This is a genomic window from Sulfitobacter geojensis (assembly GCF_000622325.1).
Classification (GTDB): Bacteria; Pseudomonadota; Alphaproteobacteria; order Rhodobacterales; family Rhodobacteraceae; genus Sulfitobacter; species Sulfitobacter geojensis.
The window spans coordinates 1,135,104-1,161,390 of record NZ_JASE01000005.1; the positions used below are offsets into that span (position 1 = coordinate 1,135,104).

Below are 26,287 nucleotides of genomic sequence, written 5' to 3' on the forward strand. Positions count from 1 at the left end.
GCCTGCAAACGACCGTATGGGTCGGTGAAAACCGCGTCTCAACCGGTCATAAAGACGTCGTATCGGGTTGATTTCCCCAGGATCTGATGGGTGCAGGGGCGAATACCCTCGATTGGATCCGCCTTTGCAGGCCACTTTAACACCACCCGTTTCGTTGCATTGGCCAGTGCGACACGCACCAGATCGGCGGCGTCTTCGTCGCTCCCGACGATTTCGCGCACTTGGCGCAGTTCCTGCTTTACCAGCGCGCTGCTTTTGCGGGGCGGATGCATGGGGTCAATCAAGATGGACTCGCCCGAAAGATCGGGCAGCAGGTCTTTGGCGTCGCCTTTCAACAGCGTCATCCGGTCGATAATCTCGCGCAGTTGCCCGCCTTCGGCCGCTGCGCGCTGCATGCCCTGTTCCAGCAGCGCGTGCATCTTGTCAGAGCGTTCGATCAGCGTCACCTCGGCCCCGAGGGATGCGAGCAGGAATGCGTCGCGCCCCAAACCGGCAGTTGCATCGATGATTGTTGGAGTCTTGCCGCCGCGCAGCCCCATCGCCTTTGCAAGGTCCTGTCCGCGACCGCCACCAAAGCGCAGCCGGTGCGCGACGGGGCCGTTCACAAAATCCACCCGCAACTCGGTCGGCGCCCGTTTCAAACGTCGCCCGCCTTGATCACCCCTTTGGGGCGGTTATCCCCCGCCGGATCTGGTCGGACGGCAGCGTTTTCGCACACTACAAGAATACGCGCGTCCTCGCCCCCGTTGGACGCGTATAAGTGTCCGATATCACTGTCGAAATACACGGCGTCACCCTGTGCCAGCTCCACGGGATCGCGCCCATCAAGGTGCACCGTGACAGCCCCCTCAAGCACGATCAGGAATTCCTGCCCGCTGTGGCGGACGAACGCATCAAAATGATAGAGCTCGCGTGCTTTCAATGTGCCCATCATCGGCAACATCGACTTGTTCCAGGTTTCGGTAAACAGCATTTCGTAAACGTAATTATCGGTTTCCTGCCGTTGGAAATCCCCCTTGCGGGCAATGGCGAAACTGCCGCGTTCGAAACCCTTTCCTGCATCGGTAAAGAAGGCGGACATGTCCACGCCCAGACCATGTGCAAGCTGGCCCAAGCGGTCGTAAGTCAGCGCAATGATGCCCCGTTCCGCCTTGGATATCGTAGAAATGGCAAGGCCGGTCCGTTCGGCAAGGTCGACAAGCGTCCACCCCTTATCGGTGCGCAACCGCTTGATACGGTGCCCGAATTCGATGCGCTGTGTGGCGAGATCGCTGTCTTGTTTCATGGCTGAATCATAAAGCGGGAGGTCTTCCTGACAAGTAGATATATTTTCCAATGGGAAAATTTCCCTTTTCCAATTGGAAAACTGTGCTAGCCTTTGCGAAAGGAGTATCAGTGGAATGATTCAGCCGACAGATCAGGACCCCTCAAAAGGCGGAGATTTTGACTGCATCGTTATTGGCGCAGGGATTGCTGGTGCCAGCGTAGCGGCAGAGCTGGCTCAGAAGATGAGCGTCGTTCTGATCGAGCGCGAAAGCCAGCCCGGTTATCACACCACGGGCCGCTCTGCTGCGCTATATACAGTTGTATATGGGCCGCCCGTGATCCGGGCCCTGACCCGCGCGTCAGGCCCGTTTTTCCACACTCCGCAAAGCCCCTATTTGAGCGCCCCGCTGTTGTCGCCACGTGGCGTGGTGTTCGTGGCCCGCGCCGATCAGGCGCAGGCGATGGCGGCGCTGAAATCCGAACTCGGGGATGCGGTTGATCCGCTGGACGCCAGCGACGTTTCACGAATGGTCCCCCTTTTGCGGCAGGGCTACGCCGCCGCGGGTCTTTTTGACAAAACGGCCAGCGACATCGATGTGCACGCCTTGCACCAACATTACCTGCGTGCGTTCAAAGCCGCGGGCGGGCGGTTGGTTGCGCGGGCGGATGTGACCGCGATTTCGCAGGGCACCGAATGGATCGTCGATACCAAGGCGGGCCGGTTCACGTCTGCGGTCATTGTGAATGCAGCTGGTGCATGGGCAGACGAAATTGCGGCCCTTGCCGGTGTTGCGCCGCGCGGTCTGACGCCCAAACAACGCACCGCAATGATCATCGCCCCACCTGCGAACGTGACACCAGACAGTTGGCCAATGGTGGTCGATGTCGAAGAACAATTCTATCTTAAACCGGATGCTGGCAAGTTACTGATTTCGCCAGCTGATGCCGAGCCCTCAGCGCCTTGTGATGCCCAACCGGACGAATTGTGGGTCGCCCATTGCGTGGACCGGATCGAGCGGGCGTTTGATCTGTCCGTGCGGCGGATAGAAAACAAATGGGCGGGTTTGCGCAGCTTTCTGCCGTCCGGTTGCCCGCTTGCGGCTTATGACGATCAGGCTGCCGGATTTTTCTGGCTGGCCGGGCAAGGGGGGTACGGCATTCAAACCGCGCCAGCTCTTGCGCGCGCCGCGGCTGCCTTGGTGCAGGGCGATCCGATCCCACAAGACATCGCGGACGAAGGGGTCACAGCCGCCAGCCTTTGTGTAGACCCGAGCGTGAACGTCACAGAACAGGTTGCGTCCTGATGCTTGCCCTTGTCCCCGTTCTGGCGCTTATCCTGCTGACCTCCGGTTTGGCCATTGCCTATGTCATCGGGGGGGCCGCTGTTGTCACTTTTGTGGCGACGGACAATGCCCGCTATCTGGCGATCCTGCCGCAGCAGATTTTTTCGAAGATCGACGTTTTTGCCCTGATGGCCATGCCGTTGTTTATCCTTGCGGGGGAGTTGATGAACCGCGGCGGCATTACCTCTGCCTTGATCAACCTGTCAATGGCTTTGGTCGGGCGGCTTAAGGGCGGATTGGGGCATGTGAATGTGCTGACGTCCGTGTTTTTCGCCGGCATCTCCGGCTCCGCCGTGGCGGATTCAGCGGCGTTGTCGAACACGTTGGTCCCCGAAATGACGCGGCGCGGATACAGCTTGACCTATGCGGGTGCGATCACTGCGGCGTCTTCCGTGATTGGCCCGATTGTGCCGCCCTCGATCATCCTGATCTTTTACGGCGCGTTGATGCAAACCTCTGTTACGGCGCTGTTTCTCGCGGGGATCGTACCGGGCTTGTTGCTGGCCGCGTCGTTGATCGCGTTGAACACATTTTATGCGTGGCGCGATGATTTGCCCAGCGTCGCGCGCGCGGATATGCCACCCTTTCTGCCCACATTGATACGGTCGATCCCGGCGCTCGCCTTGCCGGTGATTATCTTGGGCGGCATCGTATTCGGCTGGATGACACCCACCGAAGCGGCGGCGGTTGCGGTCGTGACTGCGCTGTTTGCCGGTTGGTTTTACGAGGGGTTGACCGCCGCCTCGATCCTTGAAGGGCTCCGCCGTACGGCGATGTTGTCAGGATCGATCTTTATCATCATCTGCGCGGTTTCTGCGCTTGGTCACCTCGGCGCGTTGGAACGTATCCCCGAGGCGATATCGGATCTTGTCACGTCACTGGGTCTTGGGCCGGTCGGCTATATGATCACGCTCAACGTCATCTTTATCGTGGCTGGGATGGTGCTGGATATTCCGGTTGCGCTGGCGCTGCTGGTGCCGTTGCTGGCCCCCGTTGCCTTGGCACAGGGCGCGGATCCTGTGCATCTGGGCATCGTGCTCAGCTTCAATCTGTGTATCGGATTGATTTCGCCGCCGATGGGGGGGTGCCTGTTGGTGGTCTCGACCGTCACCGGCCTGAATTACTGGAAACTTGCCCGCGCGATCCTGCCTTTTGTGTTGGTCGAAATTATCGTGCTGGGGCTGCTGGTGGCGTTCCCGCAGATCAGTCTGGCCCTGCCACAAGCCTTTGGCCTTGCAGGGGGATAAGCGGCCCCATTTTCCAAATCATTCGAACGAACCAAAATAATAAACTTCAACACGGGAGACGAAAAAATGAAAACTGCTTCACTTTTGAAAACCACATTGCTTGCTGCGGCGATGGCCGTTGCGGCACAGGCCGGTTTTGCGCAGGTCAAAGTGGCCCTCGACAGCCCTGCTGATCTCGAAGGATCCGGCAGCTATGTCTGGGCGCATACATTTGCCGAACACCTCAAAGCGAACGGGATGGAGGCCGAAGAATTCCAGCGCGGCGCGCTTGGCGGGGACGACGAACTGTTCGACCAGATCAGTCAGGGATTGTTGGAAGTCAGCATGTCTCCCCTTGGCATTGTCGGGTCGATCGACAAAACCATCTATGGTTTGCGTCTGCCCTATTTTTTCAAGGACATGGCAGAGGTTGATCGCGCCCTGAACGAAGGCGGCATGCTTGAGAAAATCAATGCCGCCACAACCCAAGAAGGCGTGCGTGTGCTCGCGGTGGATACCGTGGGACAGGCCGCAGGCATTTTCAACACCAAGAAGCCGGTGAAATCTGTGGCTGACATGGCCGGGCTGCGCATGCGCGCTTTGGACGAAAGCCAGATTGACCTTTATAAAGCATGGGGCGCGGACGGCACGATTGTCAGCTGGGCCGAAGTGCCCAACGCGTTGCAAACCGGTGTTGCAGATGGCTACCTGAACCCGAACTTCGTTCCATTGCTGTTCGGTCACACCGACTTCCTCAAGCATTTCACGGATGCGGCTATCAACCCGTCCCTGCGGATCGCGATTGCGTCCGAGGATTGGTATCAGGGCTTGAGCGATGAGGAACGCGCCACAGTGGACGCCGCTGTCGAAGCGGCAAACTCCGCAAACCGCGCATGGCTGGGCACGCAAGACGGCGTGTTTGACAAACTGCGCGCCGCCGGTGTTGAAATCCAGACCCTGGATGATGCGGCACGTGCCGAGTTCCGCGATGCGTCCGGTCCGGCCTATGACAGCGGCCTTCTGTCGAAAGAGCAGATTGCCACCTGGGAAGCCGCGAAAGGAAACTAGGATCATGCGCGCGATTGCCCTTTGGCTGGACAGGCTTTCTGCCGTGATCAACAGCATTGCCCTTTGGGGGGCGGTGCTGGCGGTGCTTGCGATGGTCGGTGCCGCCGGTTGGCAGGTGATCGCGCGCTATGTTCTGGATGCCCCCCCGATCTGGACCGAAGAACTGGCGCGCCGCGCGATGGTTTGGGCCGGCATGCTGGGGGCGTCCTGCGCTTTTCGCATTTCAGCTGACCCCACGCTTTTCCCCGCGATGCGGCAGGTGCCCGGACGGCTTGGTGCCACGTTGGCGCTGGTCAGGGCGGGCGGTGTGTTGCTCTTTGCGGTACCGGTCATCTGGTATTCGATTTTTGATGCACGGATGAATCCCGCACGCGGCTTTTTGGGACGCAGCTTGAACCGAAGCGCCGAAATGCTGGATGTTTCGATGATCTGGTTCACCGCCGCCGTGCCCTTGGCGTTTGCCTTTATCGTTGTTCACGTTCTTGCCCTGACGCTGATGCGGCTGACGGGGCAGGTCGAACTTGAACCCGCCGAAACCACCCCTACGAAAGCTTGATACATGAAAATTTTCATTGCCGGTCTCAGCACCGAAACCAATTCGTTTTCGCCTTTGCCCACCGGCATCCTGTCGTTTGAGGAAGGATCAATCCACCACGGCAACGCGACGCAGGATCCGGTGCAATACTGGACTGGCCCCCTGCACATCTGGCGCACGCGGGCGGAGGCGGCGGGTCATGAGGTGATCGAATCCCTCTCCGCGCACGCCCAACCTGCGGGGCTGACGGTTAAAGCGGTCTATGAGGCGTTTCGTGATGAGATCGTGTCGGATTTGCAAGCAGCGGGCGGGGCTGACGTGATACTACTGGCGCTGCACGGCGCAATGATCGCAGACGGGTATGATGATTGCGAGGGCGATTTGATGGCGCACTGTCGCAGGATCGCGCCCGATGCGGTGATAGGCGGCCTGCTGGATCCGCATTGCCATTTGACCGATCTGATGATGGATACTGCGACATTGCTGGTCGCGTTCAAGGAATATCCCCACATCGACATTCCCGCCCGCGCAGAAGATCTGTTTAAGCTGGCCGTCGACACCGCCGAAGGGCGGATTACGCCGGTAATGGCGGATTTTGATTGCAAGATGGTGATGGCGATGCCCACTCCCTCTGGCCCGATGCGCGGTTTCGTCGACGAGATGTTGGCCCAGGAAGGCAAGGACGGCATCCTGTCGCTGTCCATTGCCCACGGATTTCCGTGGGGCGATCACCCTCGTGTCGGCACCCGTGCCCTTGCCATTTGCGACGGCACAGGTGCGGCAGAAGCGGCAGAAAGCTGGGGCCGGAAATTATACGATCTGCGTCATGTGTTAAACACAGACATTCCCGATATTGGCCGCGCCCTTGATCTGGCCGAGGCCGAAGCGGCGGGCCCGATTGTGCTGGCCGATATGTCCGACAACGCGGGCGGCGGGGCACCGTCGGATGCGACATTCCTTTTGCGTGCGATGATCGAGCGCGGCATGAGCAGCATCGCAACCGGCCTGTTTTTCGACCCCGGTGCCGTGCGCATCTGCCGCGAGGCGGGGGAGGGCGCGACACTTGCGCTGCGCATTGGCGGCAAACACGGGCCGATGTCGGGTGATCCGCTGGATCTGACGGTCACGGTGATGAAATGCGCCTCCGGTCTGACGCAACGCTTTGGCGAATTGCCAGCACCGATGGGCGAAACCGTCTGGGTCAAATCCGGCGACATCGACATTGTGCTGACCGACACCCGCGGTCAGACCTTTCATCCCGAAGCATTTACCCAGCTCGGTATTGATCTGTCAAAGCGCCGCTATGTTTGTGTGAAATCGTCAAATCATTATCAGGCGGGGTTCAATCCGATTGCCAGCAAAGTGATCCCTGTGGCCACGCCCGGCGCGATTACGCCCGACTTTGCCAACATCCCCTTTACCCGCCGCAGCCGCGACTATTTCCCTGCCCAAAAGGACCCTTTGTCATGACAAACGCATTGATCGCCGAGCGCGACCGATTTTCGGCGCAATACCCTGAACAACGGATCGACCTGAACGGGCGCGACTGGGGGTATCTGGACATTGGCGCAGGTCCGGTGCTGTTTCTGATCCCCGGCACACTGGGGCGGGGCGATATTTTCTGGCAGCAGATCAATGCGCTAAAGGGGCGCTTGCGCATCATTGCGCCCAGCTACCCTGCAACCGGCGGTGTGGCGGAGTGGTGTGAAGATATCATTGCGCTGATGGATCACCTTTCAATCGACACCGCATCAATCCTTGGGTCATCTTTGGGCGGGTATCTGGCGCAGTTTATCGCGGGGAAATATCCGCAGCGGATGGATCGCCTTATTGCGGCGAATACGCTGCACGCAACCGTAGGGATCGACCAGCGGCCGCCCTATTCTTCTGATCTGGAGGCGGGGCCGATTGAAGAATTGCGCGCCGGATTTGGAAAAGGTCTTGAGGGGTGGCGCGCCGGTCATCCTGAACAGAGCGAACTTGTTGATCTGCTGCTGATGGAAGTCGGCGGGCGCATTCTGGAACCGGAACTGCGCCGTCGGCTGGCCGCGATCAAGAACGGGCCCGAATTGCCCCCATTGGGGTTGCCGTCGCAAAAGGTATTCACGATTGACGCAGCCGACGACCCGTTGATCCCACCGGAAATGCGTGACGCAGTGCGGGCGCGTCTGACCCCCTGCACCGCATACCGTTATCTTTCGGGCGGGCATTTTCCTTATATTGCACGGCCTGATACCTACACCGCACTGCTGGAACAGGTGATGGGCCTTGATGTCACCGGCCCCGATTGGGGCACAGAGGCGGAGCGGTTTTTGTGATAGTCCTGACCTCTGAAGACGTAGCAAAGCTGCTGCCGATGCCTGCCGCGATCGAGGTGATCGACGCCACGATGAAACTGGTTTCTGATGGCGGGGCAGAACTGCCCCTGCGTAGCGCGATCCCTGTGGGCGGGATAAATAAATTGGGCATCATGCCCGGTGCGATCACCGCCCCTGATGCCTCCTGTTTCGGGGTCAAACTGCTTAGCCTCTTTCCCGACAACCCCAAGCGCGGATTGTCGTCACACCTTGGAGCATTTGTGTTGTTCGATGCCGAGACGGGGCAGGCGCGGGCGATGATGGATGCCAGTCTGCTGACCGCGCTGCGCACGGCGGCGGCCAGTGGTGTCGCAACGCGCGCCTTGGCCAGACAGGACGCCAGTGCGTTGACCCTCGTCGGATACGGTGAACAGGCCGAGCACCACCTCGACGCGATCTGCGCCGTACGCGACATCAAAACCGTGCAGGTTGCCGGACGCGACGCTGCAAAGGCTGCTGCTTTTTGCGCGACTGCCAAAACGCATTATCCGCAGATCGCATTCACGGCGGGCACAGATGTGCAGTCGGCTGTCGCGCAGGCCGATATCGTGTGTACGGTGACCGCGTCTGCGACGCCGGTCTTGCATCATGCGTGGCTGCCCGAAGGATGCCATGTCAATGTGGTCGGCTCGTCCATCCCGACCATGCGGGAAGTCGATGACGATTTTGTCCTCAATATGCCGATCTGGGTGGATTATTTACCTTCAACGCGCGTTCAAGCCGGTGAAATTGTGGATCTTATCGCCGATGGCCGGTTCACGGAAGACCGCATTATGGCTGAAATCGGCATGGTTCTGGCGGGCGAAGCCAGCGGGCGCACATCGCAGGAACAGCAGACTGCTTACCGGTCTTTAGGGGTTGCCGCGCAGGATCTGATGGCCGCGAAAGCCGTGGTCGAGGCCGCGACGGCGCAAGGCATAGGGCAGGCGGTTCAGCTTTAAGCACAGGGCGCTGGCCGGTTTGGTCATGCGCCGCGCCTGAAATACGATTGATGCCGGATGCGCAAGCTGCGACATCTGGATCATGGTATCACGCAAAGATTTTATCGAGGGTGTCGGCCTTCGGCTGTTGGCGGCATTCCTGATGACCGCAATGTCAGCGGCGGTGCATGGTGCGGCTGATGTCGTTCCGGTCGGGCAAATCATGTTCTGGCGTTCGGCTTTGGCCTTGGTGCCGATTTGTCTTTACATGATCTGGCGCAGTGAATTCCCGCGTGCGCTGCGCACGCAGCGTCCCGGTTTGCATGTGACCCGCAGTGCCTTTGGCGCGTTTTCAATGGCGATGTCGTTCCTGTCGCTGGCCTATCTGCCGGTCGCAAATGCACAGGCGATTGCCTATCTCGCGCCGGTTCTTGTTTTGCCACTGGCCGGTGTCATGCTGAAGGAAAAGCTGTCGCCTACTGTGTTTCTGGCGGTTGTGGTCGGGTTCGCTGGCGTGGTGCTGTTGCTGTGGGATGCGCTGGAAATGCCCGGTGATGGCGCCGTTATCGGGGTGATCGCCGGACTTGCTTATGCGTTCACCATGGCCTTTGTGCGCGTCCATACCAAAACCATGACATTGACTGAAAGCGCGTCGACGATTGCGTTTTATTTTGCCATCGTTGCGGCCTTGATCGGTTTGGCGACCGCCCCCTTTGGTTGGGTCGCGTTAGACCTGCCGCTGTTCGGCTGGCTTGCTTTCGCGGGGCTGATCGGGGGTGTCGGCCATATCGTGTCTAACGAAGCCACAGCGCGTGCACCGGTCAGCACGCTTGCCCCGTTTGATTTCACTGGGTTGGTTTGGGCCTTGGGTTTCGACCTTGTTTTATTCTCTGTTCTGCCGGGTGCGCTGGGCCTGCTGGGCGTATTTGCCATCACTTTTGCTGCATTAATCGTCACTGTGAAAGGGCGCGCGTAACATAGGTCAGGGTAGTGAAAATATCTGGTGAGGACTCAAGATTTCACCCTGAGAATAATTTTTATTGTTGACGCTTAAAATAACTGCGTCCATGTTGCGCCCCAAGGACGACCAAGAGCGTCCGTGGGGAACACGCTTGTCATCAAAGTCCGAACAGACTGCAACCAAGGCACCGGCCGACGCACTCGGCGGGCGCATGCGCACGCAACGGCACAGGTTGTCAATGACGCTGCAACAGCTTTCGGCGGCGTCGGGCGTTTCGGTCGGCTATCTCAGTCAGGTCGAGCGCGGCAAGGCGACCCCGACACTGGGCACGTTAACGCAGATTGCTCAGGCGCTGAAGGTCGAGACAGACTACTTTGTGCGCACCCCTCGTGCCGTTGACAGCCTGACGCGCGGCGATGCGCGACCCAAATTTGCGGTTGCCGGATCGTCAATAGAATACGAGCAGATCGGCGCGGAACGTACCGGCCATGAAATGACCTCTTATGTCATGAACGTGCCGCCGGGATATGCATCCGAAGTGGTCACCCATGTCGGCGAGGAGATCATTTATATCCTTGAGGGAGAAATCTCCCAGATGGTCGGCGAACGGGAATACCTGATGGGCGTAGGCGACAGCCTGCATTATCTGGGAACCACGCCGCATTGCTGGTCGAACAAAACAGACGTGCCCGCCCGCATACTTTGGGTCGGCCGGATGCAATACGATAAGTCCGACGAGATCGGACAGGTTGAGGTCGAGGACACTTCGGTCGCGCGGGAGATGCTCCCGCTCAGGCGTTGAACACCATCACCAACGGCACCTTTGAAAAGCTGCCGCAAAATAAACTACCAACTAGGAGAGAGAAGAGAATGTCTTTTAACAAAATCTTGGCCACTGGCCTATTGCTGAGCACCTTGGGTGTTTCGGCACAGGCACAGTCCTTGGTCTATTGTTCCGAAGGGTCCCCCGAAGGGTTTGACCCGGCACTGTACACCGCAGGCACCACTTTTGATGCGTCCAGCCACCCGATTTATAACCGTTTGTCCGAATTCAAGGTCGGCACCACGGAAGCGATCCCCGGTCTGGCCGAAAGCTGGGAAGTTTCCGAGGACGGCAAGACTGTCACTTTCAAACTGCGTGCGGGCGTCAAGTTCCATTCCAACGCACAGTTCACACCGACGCGTGATTTCAACGCGGATGACGTGATCTTCAGCTTTGACCGTCAGGGCAACCCTGACAACCCGTACAACAAAGTGTCGGGCGGTACCTGGGAATACTATGGTGCGATGTCCATGCCGGACCTGATCGAAAGCATTGAAAAGGTTGACGATCTGACGGTTGTTTTCAACCTGACCCGCCCCGAAGCGCCGATCATTGCCAACATGGCGATGGATTTCGCGTCCATTGTGTCCAAAGAATACGCGGACGCCATGATGGAAGCGGGCACACCTGAAATGCTGAACCAGGCACCAATTGGTACAGGTCCGTTCACCTTCCAAGCCTATCAGAAAGACGCCGTCATCCGCTATCTGCGTAACGACGATTACTGGGGCAAAAAAGCCAAGGTCGAAAGCCTGATCTTCGCGATCACACCTGACGCTTCCGTGCGTTATCAAAAGGTGCAGGCCGGTGAATGTCACGTGACTGCGTATCCAAACCCTGCCGATATTCAGGCCATGAAAGATGCCGAAGATATCGTGGTGATGGAGCAGGAAGGCCTGAATGTTGGCTATCTGGCCTATAACACGCAGGTTGCGCCGTTCGACAATGCCAAGGTGCGCAAGGCGCTGAACATGGCGATCGACAAGCAGGCCATCATCGATGTGGTGTTCCAAGGCTCCGGCGAAATCGCCAAGAACCCGATCCCGCCGACAATGTGGTCCTATAACAACGCGATCGAAGACGACAGCTATGACCCAGAAGCGGCCAAAGCTGCGTTGGAAGCCGAAGGCATCACCGATCTGTCGATGAAGATCTGGGCCATGCCGGTACAGCGTCCGTATAACCCCAATGCGCGCCGTATGGCCGAGCTGATGCAGGAAGATTTCTCGAAAGTCGGCGTCGACGTAGAGATCGTTTCCTATGAGTGGGGCGAGTATCTTGAGCGTTCCAAAGCCAAGGACCGTGACGGCGCAGTCTTGTTGGGTTGGACAGGTGACAACGGTGATCCGGACAACTTTCTTGCCGTTCTTTTGGGCTGTGACGGTGTCGAAAAATCCAACCGTGCGCAGTGGTGCAACGAAGAGTTCGACGCGTTGGTCCAGAAAGCCAAGGTTCTGCCAACACAGGCCGAGCGTTCAAAGCTGTATGAAGAAGCGCAGGCCATCTTCAAGGATCAAGCACCTTGGGCGACAATTGCGCACTCAGTTGTCTACATGACAATGCGCCCTGAAGTTGAAGGCTATGTTGTTCACCCGCTGGGTGGCCACATCTTTAACCAAGTGGGCCTGTCGCAATAAGCGACTGACGTAACAAGGGGGCGGCGCAATTTGTGCCGCCCCCATTGCTATTGCAACGAATTTCCGGAGCCTTCCCCAGTGTCAAAGCCACTAACGCTACGCCTTTCAGAATACGCGGGTGTCGCCGTCGAGATGGGCGTGGATGCTGTTGCACTCGTGCCGGGCCCCAATTTTACCCGCGCCATCGGGCGCAGTTTCATGAGCCACGAACGGCCCTTTCTTGTCGTTATTCCGGCAGACGGACCTGCCGCAGCGCTTGTGCCGAACCTTGAACTTGCCAGCTGGGATCTTGCCGGCTTTGACGGCGCGGTTTTCGACTGGCGCGATCAGGACGGCTATGCCGCGGCCTTTGCCGATTTGCTGGGACATCTGGGAATATCGTCGCTGGCGGTCGAAGGACAGGTGATGCGTGTTTTTGTGCACCACGCGCTGAAAGCGGCCCAACCGGATTTGACCATCATCGAAGCCGAACGCGAGATTTCCGCCTTGCGGATGATCAAGACCGACGATGACATCGCAGCGCTACAGAGCGCAATTGATATTTCCGAACGCGCCTTGAAGCGTACGCTGGACAGCATCACGTTGGGCCAGACCGAGAAACAAATCGAACAAACGCTGATCAAGATGTTGTTTGACGAGGGCGCGGATGATCTGTCGTTTCATCCGATTGTGGCCGCCGGTGACGGGTCCGCGCAACCCCATGCCCATGCCCGCCACGATTATGCGGTCAAAGCGGGGGATGCCCTGCTGATCGACTTCGGCGCGCGCAAGGACGGGTTTGTTGCCGACATCACGCGCACGGTGTTTCTGGATCACGTCACTGATGAAGGGCGCGCGGTCTATGACACGGTGTTGCAGGCGAACCTTGCCGCCCTTGCGGTCACACGGGCCGGCGTCACGGCGCACGACATTGACGACGCCGCCACGCAGGTGTTGGAGGCATCGGATTTCGCCGACCGCATTCGGACTAAAACGGGGCATGGACTGGGCCGCGATGTACATGAAGCGCCCTATATCGTGCGCGGCAACGACATGCCTTTGCCCGCGGGCACCGTTTATACCAATGAACCGGGCCTCTACGAGATCGGTAATTTCGGCGTCCGTATCGAGGACGACGTTCTGATAACCGAAGACGGCTACCGGACGCTGACACATTTCCCCAAAGACCTGATGGTGATTTCATGCTGAGCTATGTTCTGGGTCGACTGCTGACCTTTATTCCGACGTTTATCGGGGTCACCTTGATCTCGTTCAGCTTTATCCGCGCGTTGCCGGGCGATCCTATTCAGGTGATGGCGGGGGAGCGCGGCATATCCGAGGAACGCTATGCCGAACTGGCCGCGCAATTCGGCTATGACCGCCCGATTTATGTCCAGTTCTGGGAATACCTCACCGGTGTTCTTCAGGGCGATCTGGGCAATTCCTTTGTGACCAAACGCCCTGTCTGGGACGAATTTTTCACCTTGTTCCCCGCGACGCTCGAGCTGTCGATATGTGCGATGATCTTTGCGGTCGCGCTGGGCCTGCCGGCAGGTGTGATTGCCGCTGTGAACCGTGGCAAGTTTTTTGACCGCGCGTTGATGTCTACGGCGTTGGTCGGGTATTCCATGCCAATTTTCTGGTGGGCGCTGCTGTTGATCATCGTCTTTTCGGGCAACCTGCAATGGACACCGGTATCGGGGCGCATTGACCTGCTGTATTATTTCCCCAACCCGACCGGCTTCATGATCATCGACAGTCTGGCATCGGGCCAGAAAGGGGCGTTCACATCGGCGCTGCGCCACCTAATCCTGCCGACAATCGTGCTGGGCACCATTCCGCTGGCGGTGATTGCGCGCCAGACCCGTTCGGCCATGCTTGAAGTGCTGGGCGAAGATTACATTCGCACAGCACGCGCCAAAGGCATGTCACCGGGTCGGATCAACGGCATTCACGCCCTGCGCAACGCGCTGATCCCCGTGATCACCGTGATTGGCCTGTCGGTGGGCACATTGCTGGCCGGTGCGATCCTGACCGAAACGATCTTTAGCTGGCCGGGGATCGGCAAGTGGATGGTCGATAGCATTTTCCGGCGGGACTATCCGGTGGTGCAGGGCGGCCTGCTGCTGATTGCCGTGATGGTCATGATCGTAAACCTTACCGTTGATATGCTGTACGGCGTCATCAACCCCAAAATCAGGAAGCGCTGACATGGATGACGCAGTTTCAGCCAATGCATCAACGGTGCAGGAACGGCCAAGTCGCCTTAGCGAATTCTGGTTCTACTTTCGCGAAAACCGCGGTGCGGTTATCGGGCTTTGGATTTTTGCAGTCTTCGCTTTGCTGGCGTTTTTCGGGCCCTGGATCGCGCCGCATGACGCCACAGAGCAGTTTCGCGCCGCGACACTGCAACCCCCCGTCTGGCAAGAGGGCGGCACGTGGAGTCATATCCTTGGCACCGATCCGCTGGGCCGCGATATGCTGTCGCGTCTGATCGTCGGCGCGCGCTATTCGTTCTTTGTCGGTGTGATCGTGGTCAGCATTGCGGCCACCGGTGGCATCATCATCGGCCTGATTGCGGGCTTTGCCCCCAAATGGGTCGATAGCATCATCATGCGGGTGATGGATATTGTGCTGGCGTTTCCCTCGCTGTTGCTCGCGCTGGTTCTGGTGGCCATTCTGGGGCCGTCCTTGACCAATGCGATGATCGCCATCGCGATTGTTTTGCAACCGCACTACGTGCGTCTGACCCGCGCCAGCGTCCTGTCCGAACTGCAAAAGGACTATGTCACCTCTGCCCGTGTGGCGGGGGCAGGGCTGTGGCGGCTGATGTTTATCACCGTACTGCCAAACTGTCTGGCCCCGATCATCGTGCAGGCGGCCCTGTCGTTTTCGACGGCTATTCTGGACGCAGCGGCGCTTGGCTTTTTGGGGATGGGGGCGCAGCCGCCCACGCCTGAATGGGGCACGATGCTGGCGGAAGCGCGCGAATTTATCCTGCGCGCCTGGTGGGTCGTAACCTTTCCCGGCGTTGCCATTCTGGTGACCGTCCTGGCCATCAACCTGATGGGCGACGGGTTGCGCGACGCGCTTGATCCGAAACTGAAGCGGAGCTAGGCCATGACACTTTTGCGTATCAGAAACCTGAGTGTGGATTTCGCCACGGCTTCTGGCCAATTCCGTGCTGTTGATGGTGTCGATCAGGATGTGAACGACAGTGAAATTCTGGCGATTGTCGGGGAAAGCGGATCGGGCAAATCTGTTTCGATGCTTGCGGTGATGGGGTTGCTGCCGTGGACTGCGACGGTCACGGCGGACGAGCTGACCTTTAACGGTCAGGATCTGCTGACGATGGACCCCAAGGCACGCCGTAAAATCGTCGGTAAAGACCTTGCCATGATTTTTCAGGAACCCATGTCGTCGCTGAATCCCTGCTTTACTGTCGGGTGGCAAATCCGCGAGGCCCTGCGGGTGCATCTGGGGATGGGCCGGCGCGAACGGCACGCGCGCGCCATCGAACTGTTTGAACAGGTCGGCATCCCTGACCCTGAAAAGCGGCTCGGTGCGTTTCCGCACCAGATGTCCGGGGGCATGAACCAACGGGTGATGATCGCAATGGCCATCGCCTGCAAGCCCAAGCTGTTGATTGCGGATGAACCGACGACCGCGCTCGACGTGACCATTCAGGCGCAAATCCTGGATCTTTTAGGGTCATTGCGTGACGAGACCGGCATGGGGCTGGTGTTGATCACCCACGACATGGGCGTGGTTGCCGAAACCGCTGAACGCGTCAGCGTGCAATACGCTGGACAAAAGATCGAAGAACAACCGGTTGTGCCGCTGTTCGAGACACCCCATCACCCCTATACATCTGCGCTGCTCGACGCTTTGCCAGAACGCGCAACCGAGAAACGTCTGCCCACCATCCCCGGTGTTGTGCCGGGCCAGTTCGACCGCCCTGCGGGGTGTCTGTTTTCGCCGCGATGCCAGTTTGCGAATGCGAAATGCAAGGCCGAAGCACCAGCGGCATTGGGGCCCGATCTGGGGCATGCCCGATGTTTTTATCCCCTGAATGCAGATCAAAAGGTGGCGTCATGACAGAACCGGTAATGACCGCAACCGCGCTTGAGCGGCACTATGACGTGAGCGGAGGTTTCTTGCGTGCGTCCAAAACCCTCAAGGCTGTGGGGGGCGTTGAATTCGCCCTGTATCCGGGCAAAACCCTCGCCGTGGTTGGCGAAAGCGGCTGTGGCAAATCCACCCTCGCGCGTATGGTCACGATGATCGAGGAACCGACCGCAGGAACCCTGACGCTGGACGGCAAACCGGTGGTACCGGAGGACTGGGCGTCGTTGCGCAAATCCGTTCAAATTGTGTTTCAGGACCCTTACGGCTCGCTCAACCCGCGTCAGCGGATTGGCACCATTCTGGAAGAACCTCTCAAGATCAACCGGCCCGACATGAGCCGCGAAGAGCGCACAGCGAAAGCCCGCGAAATGCTGGGGCTAGTCGGGCTGCGGCCGGAACACTTTGACCGCTATCCGCATATGTTTTCCGGCGGTCAGCGCCAACGGATCGCCATTGCCCGTGCCCTGATGCTGGACCCCAAGGTGTTGGTGTTGGATGAACCGGTGTCCGCGCTGGATCTGTCGATCCAGAGTTCGGTGCTGAACCTGTTGGTTGATTTGCAGGAACGGCTGCAACTGGCCTATCTCTTTATCTCGCATGACCTGAGTGTTGTACGCCATGTGGCCGATGAATTGATCGTCATGTATCTGGGCCGCGCCGTCGAAAAGGGCAGCCGCGACGCTGTGTTTTCCGCGCCAATGCACCCATATACCAAGGCCCTGCTGTCCGCGACGCCCCAAGCTGATCCGCGTAGCAAGAAAGAGCGGATCAAACTCGACGGCGAACTGCCCTCGCCACTGGCAATCCCCGACGGCTGCCCCTTTGCACCGCGCTGCTGGAAAGCCAAAGAGACGTGCCGCGAACAGCGCCCGGAGTTGTCAAGCGACGCACATTCGGCGGCTTGTTTTTACCCTGAATAGGGCTGTGCAGGCGGTGGTTTGCGGTGCAGAGCAGCGGCATGTAGCTGGCTGCCGCTATGCGGGAGCGCTGTCGTCATTTAGGCGTCGGATGCGCATGCAAAGCGAAATGTGTGGCGGGTCGAATGAACGGTCGAATTCCGCAGCCTGAGCTTTTCTACGACGTCGGAAAAGACTGCCTAAAATTGTTCACTAGCGCACGATAGATCTTTCAATGGGAGCGGTTGGCAATCACGTTGAAGAGGCCCAGCGTTTTTGCGCCGCGCGAGGATTTATCTGCCAGGATGCATAGGTGTTTGTTGACTGGGGAAATCGCGCGATGTCCCTGAATAGGGCGGATCCGGGCCATCGGCAGGAATTTTTGAAAAAGGGAAGTTTTACCTTGTAGTCTCCATGTTTGCTTGGCTATACGCGTCGGTGGAGACGTGGCCGAGTGGTCGAAGGCGCTCCCCTGCTAAGGGAGTAGGCCCGGAAGGGTCTCGAGGGTTCGAATCCCTTCGTCTCCGCCACAAATCTAGCAAAAATGCTAGGGCTACTTGTTTTTATTCTATCAGAATTGCGTGGGGCACTTCCGGGGTACAGCTTTGCGCAACCTTGGTGCATTTTCGCTGCTGAAAACGAGCCGGTTCGCCCCTACTTTGTCACCCATCTTTTAACGACGGCACGACCGCGTCCGACAATCGTCAGTCGCCGCGAAAACGCCGTAACGGCTCACAAATCTGATTCATCCACGACGGTGTTGGAGCAGTTGCCGATGCCTTCGATTTCGATCTCTATCACCTCGCCGGGAACCAGCCAGCGTGGGTTCGGTTTTTTCGCGTGGCCCACACCAGGCGGGGTGCCCATTGCGATCAGGTCACCGGGTTCAAGCGTGGTGTATTCGGAAATTGTTGCAATGGTTTGCGCAACAGACCAGATCATGTTGCCGGTGTTGGAGGATTGCAGGATTTCAGCGCCGACACGGCTTTCGATTTTAAGGCCGGCGGCACCTTCGGGCAGTTCGTCGGGTGACACCACAAAGGGGCCAATCGCACCGGTATTGTCAAAGTTTTTGCCCGGCGTCCATTGATGCGTTTTGCGTTGAAAATCGCGCACCGACCCGTCGTTAAAAACGGTATACCCGAACACGTGGCTTAACGCATCGTCTTGCGCGATATGGCGCCCGCCCTTGCCGACAATCAGCATTAATTCAGCTTCGTAATCCAGTTGGGTCGAACAGTTCGGCCTAACCAGCGGTGCGCCGCTTGCCATGATGGAGTTTTTCCCGCGCATGAAAAGTGCGGGGTACGCGGGAATTTCGTAACCGCCCTCTTTGATATGGTCGGTATAGTTCAGCCCGAGGCAAATGATGGTGCCGGGCGCTGCGACTGGCAGGGCAGGGGTGATTGACGCAACTGAAACGCGTGGGGCAGTTTTAAGTTGTGCGGTGACGGCGTTGACCAGATCTGGGCGTTTGACCAGCGCCATCAGGTCATTTCCAACTGCAGGATTTAATGCTGTTAAATTATAGGCTTGATCGCCTTGCACTGCGTAGACTGCTGCGCCAGCACTTGTTTCTCCGACCAGATATTTCATAGGACTCACCTTTGTTTCTAACAATTATACCGATTATTTGGCAGGACGCTAATTATTATCGATTTTTATATATCCCCACAATAAACGCATGATGTAGGGACATTGCGCCATTAGGATTGTGCCAAACAGCTGGACGATAGACGTGAGGATATGAAACGTGTCATCCAGCCGTTAGGTAACCATTTGACCTTTGATTGCTTCGAACAGAGTTGCGGGTGATGAATATGAGTGAAGACACAGGCGGCAAAGAAACCTCCGCAACGCTTAGCGCCTATCTTGCCTTGCGCGATATGATCCTGACGGGCGCGCTGGCGGCGGGTCAGAAGCTTAAGATCGAAGAACTGCGCGCCATACTGGACACGGGGGCCTCGCCCGTCCGCGAAGCGTTAAGCCTGCTGACGTCCGATATGTTGGTGGAGCGTCTTGATCAACGCGGGTTTCGTGCAGCACCGGTGAGCCATGCCAATTTTCGTGAAATCCTGACCTTGCGGTGCACGTTGGAGGACCTTGCCCTGCGACAGTCAATTGCAGCGGCGACAGCTGCATGGGAAGAAAATGTGGTGCTTGCACATCACCGGATGAAGAAGGCGGCAGTGAAGGACGCGGCCGCCTTTGAAGGCGCGCATAAGGCCTTTCATATGGCGCTGCTCTCAAACAGTGGATCGCCGGTTCTGGAACGCTATTGCGCCCAGCTTTACGATTTGAACATCCGGTATCGCAATCTTGCGGCGCACGACGATGCGTATGATGAACGGGATGTTTCGGCAGAGCATGACGCGATCCTGGATGCTGTGGTAGGGCTCGATGCCGCCCGCGCCTGCGCCAGCTTGCAACGCCATTACCGCGTGACAGGCGAGTACCTGTCACGCAGCATGAATATTTGACAGGCTTGGCTGGGGGCGGTCAGCGGCTTTGATCGTCACAACTTACGCGCAGTCGCTTTCATCTGTGGTAAACACCGGCTTTCTGCCTTTATCCCGCCGGGATCTCGCCCATCGCTTTTGGCACGTGATACCCCTTTTGCACCGCCTCCCGTTGGAGCAGGCGCTGGTACCATTCTCTGACGGCGGGATATTCCCTTAGATCAATGCCTTGCCATTCGTAACGCGATACCCAAGGCCAGCACGCCATGTCTGCGATTGAATAGGTGTCGCAAATGTAGTCGCGGCTTTCCAACTGGGTATTCAACACACGGTAAAGGCGTTTTACCTCCGTTGTGAAACGCTCTTCTGCATATGGCGCGTTGCCGGGATTGAAGTGTACAAAATGATGGGTCTGTCCTGCCATCGGCCCCAGCCCGCCCATTTGCCACATCAGCCATTGCATGACGTTTGCTCGCTCGATTGGATCCGTGGGCAGGAATTTACCATGCATTTCAGCTAGATATATCATGATCGCGCCGGATTCCATTAGGTTCACGCCGGTTTCGTGATCGACAATCGCAGGAATTTTGTTGTTGGGGCTGATCTTCAGGAAATCGGCTTCGTTCTGTTGGCCTTTGGTGATGTTGATCGCATGCGAGGTGTATGGCACCCCCAGCTCCTCAAGCAGAATAGAGACCTTGCGGCCGTTCGGCGTGGTCCATGTATAAAGGTCAATCATCGTGCGTATTTCCTTATCGGGTTGGCAGCGCCGGTATGCGTTTTTTGCTGCGTTATCTGCTCTTTTATATTAATATTAGTTCATTACCAAGCATCACATTCAAACAGGAGCACGAAAGCGGAATGGAAAAGAAATTTGCCCTTATTACAGGCGCAGGAACCGGTGTTGGACGTGCCTGTGCGCAGGCGCTTGCGCGTGATGGTTTCACTATGGTTTTAACCGGTCGCCGGAAAGAAAAGCTGGACGAGGTCCGTGCGACGCTTGAAGGCGAGGGGCATCTGGCCATTGCCGCCGATGTGAGTCGTGAAAGCGATATTGCAGAACTGTTCGACCAGATCGAAACAACCTTTGGCAGGCTTGATCTGCTGTTCAACAATGCGGGGCGCAATGGCCCTGCGGTCGAGATTGACGCGCTTTCGGTCGAGGATTGGAACGATATTGTCGGCAGCAATCTGACAGGCTCATTTCTATGCGCGCGTGCCGCTTTTGCACTGATGAAGCGGCAAAGCCCGAAAGGCGGGCGGATCATCAACAACGGGTCGATTTCTGCCCATGTGCCGCGACCGCTGTCGGCCCCATATACCGCGACGAAACATGCGATCACCGGGCTGACCCGCGCGCTGTCACTGGATGGGCGCAAACATGATATTGCGGTGGGCCAGATCGACATTGGCAATGCGGCCAGCGAGATGACCGAACGCATGAAGGATGGCGTATTACAGCCGGATGGCAGCCTTGCGCCGGAGCCGCGAATGGATGTCGGCGATATTGCCCGCACCCTGTCCTATATGGCGGGGATGCAGGCCGGATCCAACGCGATGTTCGTCACGGTGATGGCGACCAAAATGCCGTTTGCGGGGCGCGGCTAACGCCCCGCTTCACAGTACCTTGCCGGGGTTCATCAGTCCGGCAGGGTCAATGGCCTTTTTGATTTGCGACATCAGTTCCAATGCAACGGGATCTTTATAGTGGCGCAGTTCTGCCCGTTTGACCTTGCCGATGCCGTGCTCTGCAGAAAATGATCCGCCCATCTCATGCACGATGTCATGCACGATGCGGTTAAAGGCGGGGTATTCGGCCAGAAAATCCGCATCCGCCATATCTATGGGGCGCGACAGGTTGAAGTGCAGGTTGCCGTCCCCAAAATGCCCGAAGGGGCAGGGGCGCAGGCCGGGCATGTAGGCGATGCAGGCGGCCTTGGCCACGTTCACGAAATCGGCGACCCGTGACACCGGCACCGAGACATCGTGCTTGATTGACGCACCTTCCGGTTTTTGCGCATCAGACAGGTTTTCGCGCAATGCCCACAACGCATCCTTTTGCGCTTCTGACGCGCCAATCACCGCGTCGATGACTTCACCCGCTTCAAAAGCCGCCTCAAGCGTGGCTTCCATACGGGCGTCCAAAGCGTCCTGTGCGCCAGTACTGGTCAGTTCGATCAGGCAATAGGCAGGGTAGGCTTGCGTCATCGGGTCACTGCATCCCGGCCCGTGGTCGATGGCCATCTGCAATGCCGAGCGGTCGATGTATTCGAACGTCGAAAGCACATCAGCGTTCTGGCTGCGCATACGTTCGAAAAGTAACAACGCCACATCCGGTCCATCGCAGGCAACCATGGTCGTGGCACGCGATACCGGTTGGGGAAACAGTTTGATCACCGCCGCCGTGATGATCCCCAATGTCCCTTCGGCCCCAATAAAAAGATTGCGCAGGTCATAGCCGGTGTTGTTTTTGCGCAAACCGTTCAGATCGTTAAGGATGCGACCGTCGGGAAGTACCACCTCGATCCCCATGACCAGATCGCGGGTATTGCCATAGCGCAGCACAGCCGTGCCGCCCGCATTCGTCGACAGATTGCCGCCAATCTGACAGGACCCTTCGGAGGCCAGCGACAGCGGGAATAATGCGCCGACCTCCTCTGCCGCAGCTTGGATCGACGCGAGGATACACCCCGCTTCGACAGTCATGGTGGCGTTCACTGCGTCCACTTCGCGGATCTTGTTCAGCCGTTGGGTGATCAGGATCACGCCGCCCTCCGGCACGCCGCCGCCGACAAGGCCCGTGTTGCCGCCTTGCGGCACAATCGGCACGCCTGCCGCAAAGCAAAGCCGCACACATTCAGCGACCTGCGCCGTATCTGCGGGACGCAGGATGGCAAGGGCGTTGCCCTTGAACAGGCCGCGATCCTCGATCAGCCGGTCCGCCAGATCATTTGGATCGGTAAGCACGTGGGCGGTACCAATGGCGGCCCTCAATTGGCCAAGGAGTTCGGCGTCGCGCGCTTGTGTGTCGCGACTTGCGCTAGATTGAAGTGTCGTTGTCATCAAGCGTTCGCTTTTGCCCGCGCGGCGTCACGCAGTTTGCCAATGGTGGTACGGGTCGAGATTTGGTCGGGGTCGGTGACCAATTCGATTAGGGCGGGGCGTCCACTGGCGCGGGCCCGCTCGAAAGCTGCAGCAAAATCGGCGGTCTTGGTGACCCGTTCTGCATGGGCACCCAGCCCCTCGGCCAGTTTCACAAAATCCTGATTGATCAAAGTGGTCCCGGAAACGCGTTCGGGGTGATCACGTTCCTGATGCATGCGGATGGTACCATAGATGCCATTGTTAAACAGCAGCACGATCGGGCAGCCGCCGTATTGCGCAGCAGTGGCCAGTTCCATCCCGCTCATCATAAAGCCACCGTCACCGACAAAGGCCAGCGTCAGGCGTTCGGGTTCGGCGACGGAGGCGGCCACTGCGGCAGGTACTGCGTACCCCATGGACCCGCAGGTGGACCCGATGATCCGGCCGGGGCGTCCGTAACGTAAAAAGCGTTGCGCCCAACCGGTGTGATTGCCCGCGTCCAGCGTCACGATGGTATCGTCGGGCAGGCTGTCGCGGATTTGGTTCAGCGCGACGCCCATATCCAGATTCCACTCACCTCCATTGGGGGCATCGCTGTCCGTCAGGTAATCTGCATGCAGGCGGTCACACCAGTCGCCCCAAACGTCGCCTTTGCCCAGATCGACGCCGTCCAAAGCCGCAGCAACTGAGGCAGGGGCGGCGGCAATGCCGAGATCCGGCGAATAAACCCGCCCGATTTCGTCGGCATCAGGATAAAGGTGAACCAACCGCGTTTGCGGATTGGGAGAGTTGATTGTGGTATAGGTTTTGGTGGTCATCTCGCCCAGACGGGCACCGATCACGATCAGCAGGTCGGCGTCGCGCTGGTGTCCGTAAAGCGTCGGCGCAGTCGAGGTGCCGAAATCGCCGGCGAAAACCGGTGACAGGTTGTTCACGATATCTTGCCGACGGAACGAACAGGTGACGGGAATCTTGTTGGTTTCTGCAAAGCGTGTGATGGCGGCCGCACTCGCATCCGACCAGCCGGACCCGCCCAGCAAAAGCAACGGTTTTTTCGCCTCTGCGATCTCGGCCTTAAGTGCCTCCAGACTGTCGTTGGACAGTTCGGCGTGCGTCGGGGCATAGGGGCGGGCATCCGCCACATCGACCACATCGGTCAGCATGTCCTCGGGCAGGGCAATCACCACCGGACCGGGCCGCCCCGAGGTCGCAACCCGAAAGGCGCGGGCCATGTATTCCGGTACGCGGCGCGCGTCGTCGATCTGGGTCGCCCATTTGGCGATGGGCCCGAACATCGCGCGATAATCGACCTCCTGAAAGGCTTCGCGATCGGTGGTGTCGCGCGCAATCTGCCCCACCAGCAGGATCATCGGTGTGCTGTCTTGCTGTGCGATATGCACGCCTATGGCCGCATGGCAGGCACCTGGGCCACGCGTCACCATGCAGATGCCGGGTTTGCCCGTCAGCTTGCCATGGGCTTCTGCCATGTCTGCCGCCCCCGCTTCATGGCGTGCATTGATCAGCGTGAACCGGTCTTTGACGTCATGCAGCGCATCCAGTACCTCAAGATAACTTTCGCCGGGCACGCAATAAGCGGTATCCGCGCCGTGGATCAAAAGCTGGTCGACAAGGATTTGACCGCCGGTGCGGGGCTTGGTGGTGACTTTTTGCAGCATGTAAATGCGCTCCGTTTTTGGTTTGCGTCCGGTGCCGGATCAGTTGTTAGCAGCTGTTTGTGGTGTGGCGGTCCGGTATCTGACTTTTTGCAAAGCCAGAATACCGCCCGCGATAGCCAAGCCTGCCGATGTCATTCGCCAATCAGGGTAGATCAACAAAAGCGCAGCGATAAACAGGGCGAAGGATAGCCAGTTTTCCAGTTTCCCGAAGAAATATCGTTGTAAGGATGCGGCAAGGATAATTACCCCGACGGTGGCTTGAAGCAGTACAAGGGCGATGTGTGCCGCGTCGCCTTGCATCAGGATCGCCGGTTCATAGACAAACATGAATGGCACGATGAAACCGGTCGCGCCAAGTTTGACCGCGGCCCAGCTGGCTTCGACAATTTTTGCGTGCGACAGGGTGTTTGCCGCATAGACCGCCATCGCCACAGGCGGCGTGATGGCCGACAGGATCGCGAAGTAGAACACAAACAGGTGGGCCGCTTCGACTTGCACGCCCAGTTTCACAAGTGCCGGCACCAGCAAGGCGACTTGCACGATATAGGCCGGTGTCGTTGGCATGCCCATGCCAAGGATGATCCCCGCAACCATGGACAAGAGCAAGGCGATAACCAGCTTGTCTTGCGCCGCTTCGATCACGAAGTTGGAGAAGCTGAGGCCGAGGCCGGTAATGTCGATCACGCCAACAACGATACCCGCACAGGCACAGGCAGACGCAATCGCCAATACGTTACGTGCGCCGCCTTCAAGGGCGTCCAGTATGTTGTCTACCGTTACAAAGTGGCGGGTGGTTTTACGCATCGCGGCTACGGGCACAACCGACATGATGCCCCAAAGTGCGGCATAGGGGGCCGAGTATCCCATCATCAGGACCGTAACGATAATGATCAGGGGGGCAAACAGGTGGCCGCGTTCGAGAATAACTTCTTTCAACGGAACCTGATCTTCCTTTGGAACAGACCCGATGCCTTTGCGCTTGGCCTCAAAGTGGACCGCGGCGAAAAGTGCGATGTAGAACAGGATCGCCGGTGCAAGCGCGTATTTGGCAACTGTCAGGTAACCGGTGCCAAGGTATTCGGCCATCACAAAGGCCGCGGCCCCCATGACCGGTGGCATGATCTGCCCGCCTGTAGAAGCGACCGCCTCAACCGCGCCTGCAAAGGCAGGTTTGAAGCCCATTCGCTTCATCAACGGAATGGAAAATGTGCCGGTGGTCATCACGTTGGCCACCGCCGAGCCGGAAACAGACCCGAAAAGGCCGGATGTCACACAGGCCACCTTGGCGGGGCCGCCGGCCTGTCGCCCTGTAATGGCGACGGCGAAATCCATGAACAATTGCCCGACACCCATCTTTTCAACGAGGGAGCCGAACAGGATGAACAGCACCATATAGGTTGCCGAAACGGCGATGGGGATGCCAAAGATACCTTCGGGGGTCATGAACAATTGCTCAAGCAGAACAGTGGGCAATGTGTTGGTAAAGGCCAGCCCGTAAGCTATGAAGAGGATCGCCGTAATCGGCAGCATCGGCCCCAGCATCCGCCGTGTCGCTTCCAGCAACAGGATCACCAGCGTGATACCGACAACGATGTCCATCGGCAAAACCGGATCAACGTACAGGAACCGCTGGGTAATGTAGTTGAGGTTGAACGACGGATAAAGCGCCGCGCCGCCTGCAATCAAAGCGAGCACGATGTCGTACCAGCGCGGATTGGTATTTCGCAAACCTTTGGCATCGACCGTCAGGTAGATCAACAGCAGCGCCAACGCCACGTGAACACCCCGCATGATATAGGGGTTTGGCGGACCAAAAAAGGCGACGTAAAGGTGCCAGAAGGCCATACCGATCAGCACGAGCCGGGAAATACGGACAATCAGGGGCATCTTGTCTGTTAAGACGGAGAGTTTCATAGGGTTTTTCCAAGG

Annotated in this window: 24 protein-coding genes and 1 tRNA gene; 18 read left to right on the forward strand and 7 right to left on the reverse strand. The window is 58.2% G+C overall.

What is annotated here, in order from left to right; translation table 11 throughout:
- Window positions 1-38: 38 nt before the first annotated feature.
- Window positions 39-641: a class I SAM-dependent methyltransferase gene (locus Z947_RS0107510; RefSeq protein ID WP_025043692.1), complete on the reverse strand. Its 603-nt coding sequence runs from the start codon at window positions 639-641 to the stop codon at window positions 39-41.
- On the reverse strand, window positions 638-1,285 hold the full coding sequence (locus tag Z947_RS0107515) for a helix-turn-helix domain-containing protein (RefSeq protein ID WP_025043693.1): 648 nt from the start codon (window positions 1,283-1,285) through the stop codon (window positions 638-640). Before Z947_RS0107515 ends, Z947_RS0107510 begins: the two co-directional genes overlap by 4 nt.
- A 115-nt stretch (window positions 1,286-1,400) precedes the next feature.
- On the opposite strand from Z947_RS0107515, the gene Z947_RS0107520 reads away from it, so the two are divergent.
- The 16 genes from Z947_RS0107520 to Z947_RS0107595 all read left to right on the forward strand — a co-directional run bounded on the left by Z947_RS0107520 (window position 1,401) and on the right by Z947_RS0107595 (window position 17,669).
- Window positions 1,401-2,570 carry an NAD(P)/FAD-dependent oxidoreductase gene (locus Z947_RS0107520; RefSeq protein WP_025043694.1) on the forward strand — a complete coding sequence of 390 codons (1,170 nt, stop codon included), beginning with the start codon at window positions 1,401-1,403 and terminating at the stop codon, window positions 2,568-2,570.
- Window positions 2,570-3,856 (forward strand): TRAP transporter large permease, encoded by a 1,287-nt coding sequence (locus Z947_RS0107525; protein ID WP_025043695.1) that lies wholly within the window; start codon window positions 2,570-2,572, stop codon window positions 3,854-3,856. The genes Z947_RS0107520 and Z947_RS0107525 overlap by 1 nt, the downstream gene beginning before the upstream one ends.
- Window positions 3,857-3,922: 66 nt before the next feature.
- Window positions 3,923-4,903, forward strand: coding sequence for a TRAP transporter substrate-binding protein (locus Z947_RS0107530; RefSeq protein ID WP_025043696.1), 981 nt, complete (start codon window positions 3,923-3,925; stop codon window positions 4,901-4,903).
- 4 nt (window positions 4,904-4,907) lie between these two features.
- Entirely contained in the window at window positions 4,908-5,459 is a 552-nt protein-coding gene (locus Z947_RS0107535; RefSeq protein ID WP_025043697.1) for a TRAP transporter small permease, read from the forward strand.
- Window positions 5,460-5,462: 3 nt separating this feature from the next.
- Window positions 5,463-6,908: a M81 family metallopeptidase gene (locus tag Z947_RS0107540; protein WP_025043698.1), complete on the forward strand. Its 1,446-nt coding sequence runs from the start codon at window positions 5,463-5,465 to the stop codon at window positions 6,906-6,908.
- Complete coding sequence (locus Z947_RS0107545) at window positions 6,905-7,756, forward strand: alpha/beta fold hydrolase (protein ID WP_025043699.1); 852 nt, start codon at window positions 6,905-6,907, stop codon at window positions 7,754-7,756. The genes Z947_RS0107540 and Z947_RS0107545 overlap by 4 nt, the downstream gene beginning before the upstream one ends.
- The gene (locus Z947_RS0107550) at window positions 7,753-8,736 is read left to right on the forward strand and encodes an ornithine cyclodeaminase family protein (RefSeq protein WP_025043700.1); all 984 of its coding nucleotides are present in this window, start codon (window positions 7,753-7,755) and stop codon (window positions 8,734-8,736) included. Before Z947_RS0107545 ends, Z947_RS0107550 begins: the two co-directional genes overlap by 4 nt.
- A gap of 82 nt (window positions 8,737-8,818) precedes the next feature.
- Window positions 8,819-9,691: a DMT family transporter gene (locus tag Z947_RS0107555; protein ID WP_025043701.1), complete on the forward strand. Its 873-nt coding sequence runs from the start codon at window positions 8,819-8,821 to the stop codon at window positions 9,689-9,691.
- 91 nt (window positions 9,692-9,782) lie between these two features.
- Window positions 9,783-10,478, forward strand: coding sequence for a helix-turn-helix domain-containing protein (locus tag Z947_RS0107560; protein WP_240477519.1), 696 nt, complete (start codon window positions 9,783-9,785; stop codon window positions 10,476-10,478).
- Window positions 10,479-10,546: 68 nt separating this feature from the next.
- A complete protein-coding gene (locus Z947_RS0107565; RefSeq protein ID WP_025043703.1) occupies window positions 10,547-12,136 on the forward strand; it encodes an ABC transporter substrate-binding protein in 1,590 nt (529 codons plus the stop codon).
- Window positions 12,137-12,214: 78 nt separating this feature from the next.
- Window positions 12,215-13,324, forward strand: coding sequence for a M24 family metallopeptidase (locus Z947_RS0107570; RefSeq protein WP_025043704.1), 1,110 nt, complete (start codon window positions 12,215-12,217; stop codon window positions 13,322-13,324).
- Window positions 13,318-14,325 (forward strand): ABC transporter permease subunit, encoded by a 1,008-nt coding sequence (locus Z947_RS0107575; protein WP_025043705.1) that lies wholly within the window; start codon window positions 13,318-13,320, stop codon window positions 14,323-14,325. The genes Z947_RS0107570 and Z947_RS0107575 overlap by 7 nt, the downstream gene beginning before the upstream one ends.
- Window position 14,326: 1 nt before the next feature.
- Entirely contained in the window at window positions 14,327-15,232 is a 906-nt protein-coding gene (locus tag Z947_RS0107580) for an ABC transporter permease subunit (protein ID WP_025043706.1), read from the forward strand.
- Window positions 15,233-15,235: 3 nt separating this feature from the next.
- Window positions 15,236-16,213, forward strand: a complete 978-nt coding sequence (locus Z947_RS0107585; RefSeq protein ID WP_025043707.1) for an ABC transporter ATP-binding protein — start codon at window positions 15,236-15,238, stop codon at window positions 16,211-16,213.
- Entirely contained in the window at window positions 16,210-17,163 is a 954-nt protein-coding gene (locus tag Z947_RS0107590) for an ABC transporter ATP-binding protein (protein ID WP_025043708.1), read from the forward strand. Before Z947_RS0107585 ends, Z947_RS0107590 begins: the two co-directional genes overlap by 4 nt.
- 416 nt (window positions 17,164-17,579) lie before the next feature.
- Window positions 17,580-17,669: transfer RNA gene (locus Z947_RS0107595), tRNA-Ser, on the forward strand.
- A 202-nt stretch (window positions 17,670-17,871) separates the two neighbouring features.
- Here the strand turns inward: Z947_RS0107595 and Z947_RS0107600 are convergent.
- Window positions 17,872-18,735: a fumarylacetoacetate hydrolase family protein gene (locus Z947_RS0107600; protein ID WP_025043709.1), complete on the reverse strand. Its 864-nt coding sequence runs from the start codon at window positions 18,733-18,735 to the stop codon at window positions 17,872-17,874.
- A gap of 224 nt (window positions 18,736-18,959) precedes the next feature.
- Here Z947_RS0107600 and Z947_RS0107605 point away from each other — a divergent pair, with 224 nt between their 5' ends.
- Complete coding sequence (locus tag Z947_RS0107605; RefSeq protein WP_240477520.1) at window positions 18,960-19,619, forward strand: GntR family transcriptional regulator; 660 nt, start codon at window positions 18,960-18,962, stop codon at window positions 19,617-19,619.
- Window positions 19,620-19,707: 88 nt separating this feature from the next.
- Here the strand turns inward: Z947_RS0107605 and Z947_RS0107610 are convergent, their stop codons facing one another.
- Window positions 19,708-20,337: a glutathione S-transferase family protein gene (locus Z947_RS0107610; RefSeq protein ID WP_025043711.1), complete on the reverse strand. Its 630-nt coding sequence runs from the start codon at window positions 20,335-20,337 to the stop codon at window positions 19,708-19,710.
- A 122-nt stretch (window positions 20,338-20,459) separates the two neighbouring features.
- Here Z947_RS0107610 and Z947_RS0107615 point away from each other — a divergent pair, with 122 nt between their 5' ends.
- Complete coding sequence (locus Z947_RS0107615) at window positions 20,460-21,206, forward strand: SDR family oxidoreductase (RefSeq protein WP_025043712.1); 747 nt, start codon at window positions 20,460-20,462, stop codon at window positions 21,204-21,206.
- A 9-nt stretch (window positions 21,207-21,215) separates the two neighbouring features.
- Here the strand turns inward: Z947_RS0107615 and Z947_RS0107620 are convergent, their stop codons facing one another.
- From Z947_RS0107620 to Z947_RS0107630, 3 genes are read right to left on the reverse strand one after another with little or no spacing between them, the layout of a single operon-like run.
- A complete protein-coding gene (locus tag Z947_RS0107620) occupies window positions 21,216-22,661 on the reverse strand; it encodes an FAD-binding oxidoreductase (RefSeq protein WP_025043713.1) in 1,446 nt (481 codons plus the stop codon).
- On the reverse strand, window positions 22,661-24,358 hold the full coding sequence (locus Z947_RS0107625; protein ID WP_025043714.1) for a thiamine pyrophosphate-dependent enzyme: 1,698 nt from the start codon (window positions 24,356-24,358) through the stop codon (window positions 22,661-22,663). Before Z947_RS0107625 ends, Z947_RS0107620 begins: the two co-directional genes overlap by 1 nt.
- Window positions 24,359-24,397: 39 nt before the next feature.
- Window positions 24,398-26,272, reverse strand: a complete 1,875-nt coding sequence (locus tag Z947_RS0107630; RefSeq protein WP_025043715.1) for a TRAP transporter permease — start codon at window positions 26,270-26,272, stop codon at window positions 24,398-24,400.
- Window positions 26,273-26,287 lie beyond the last annotated feature (15 nt).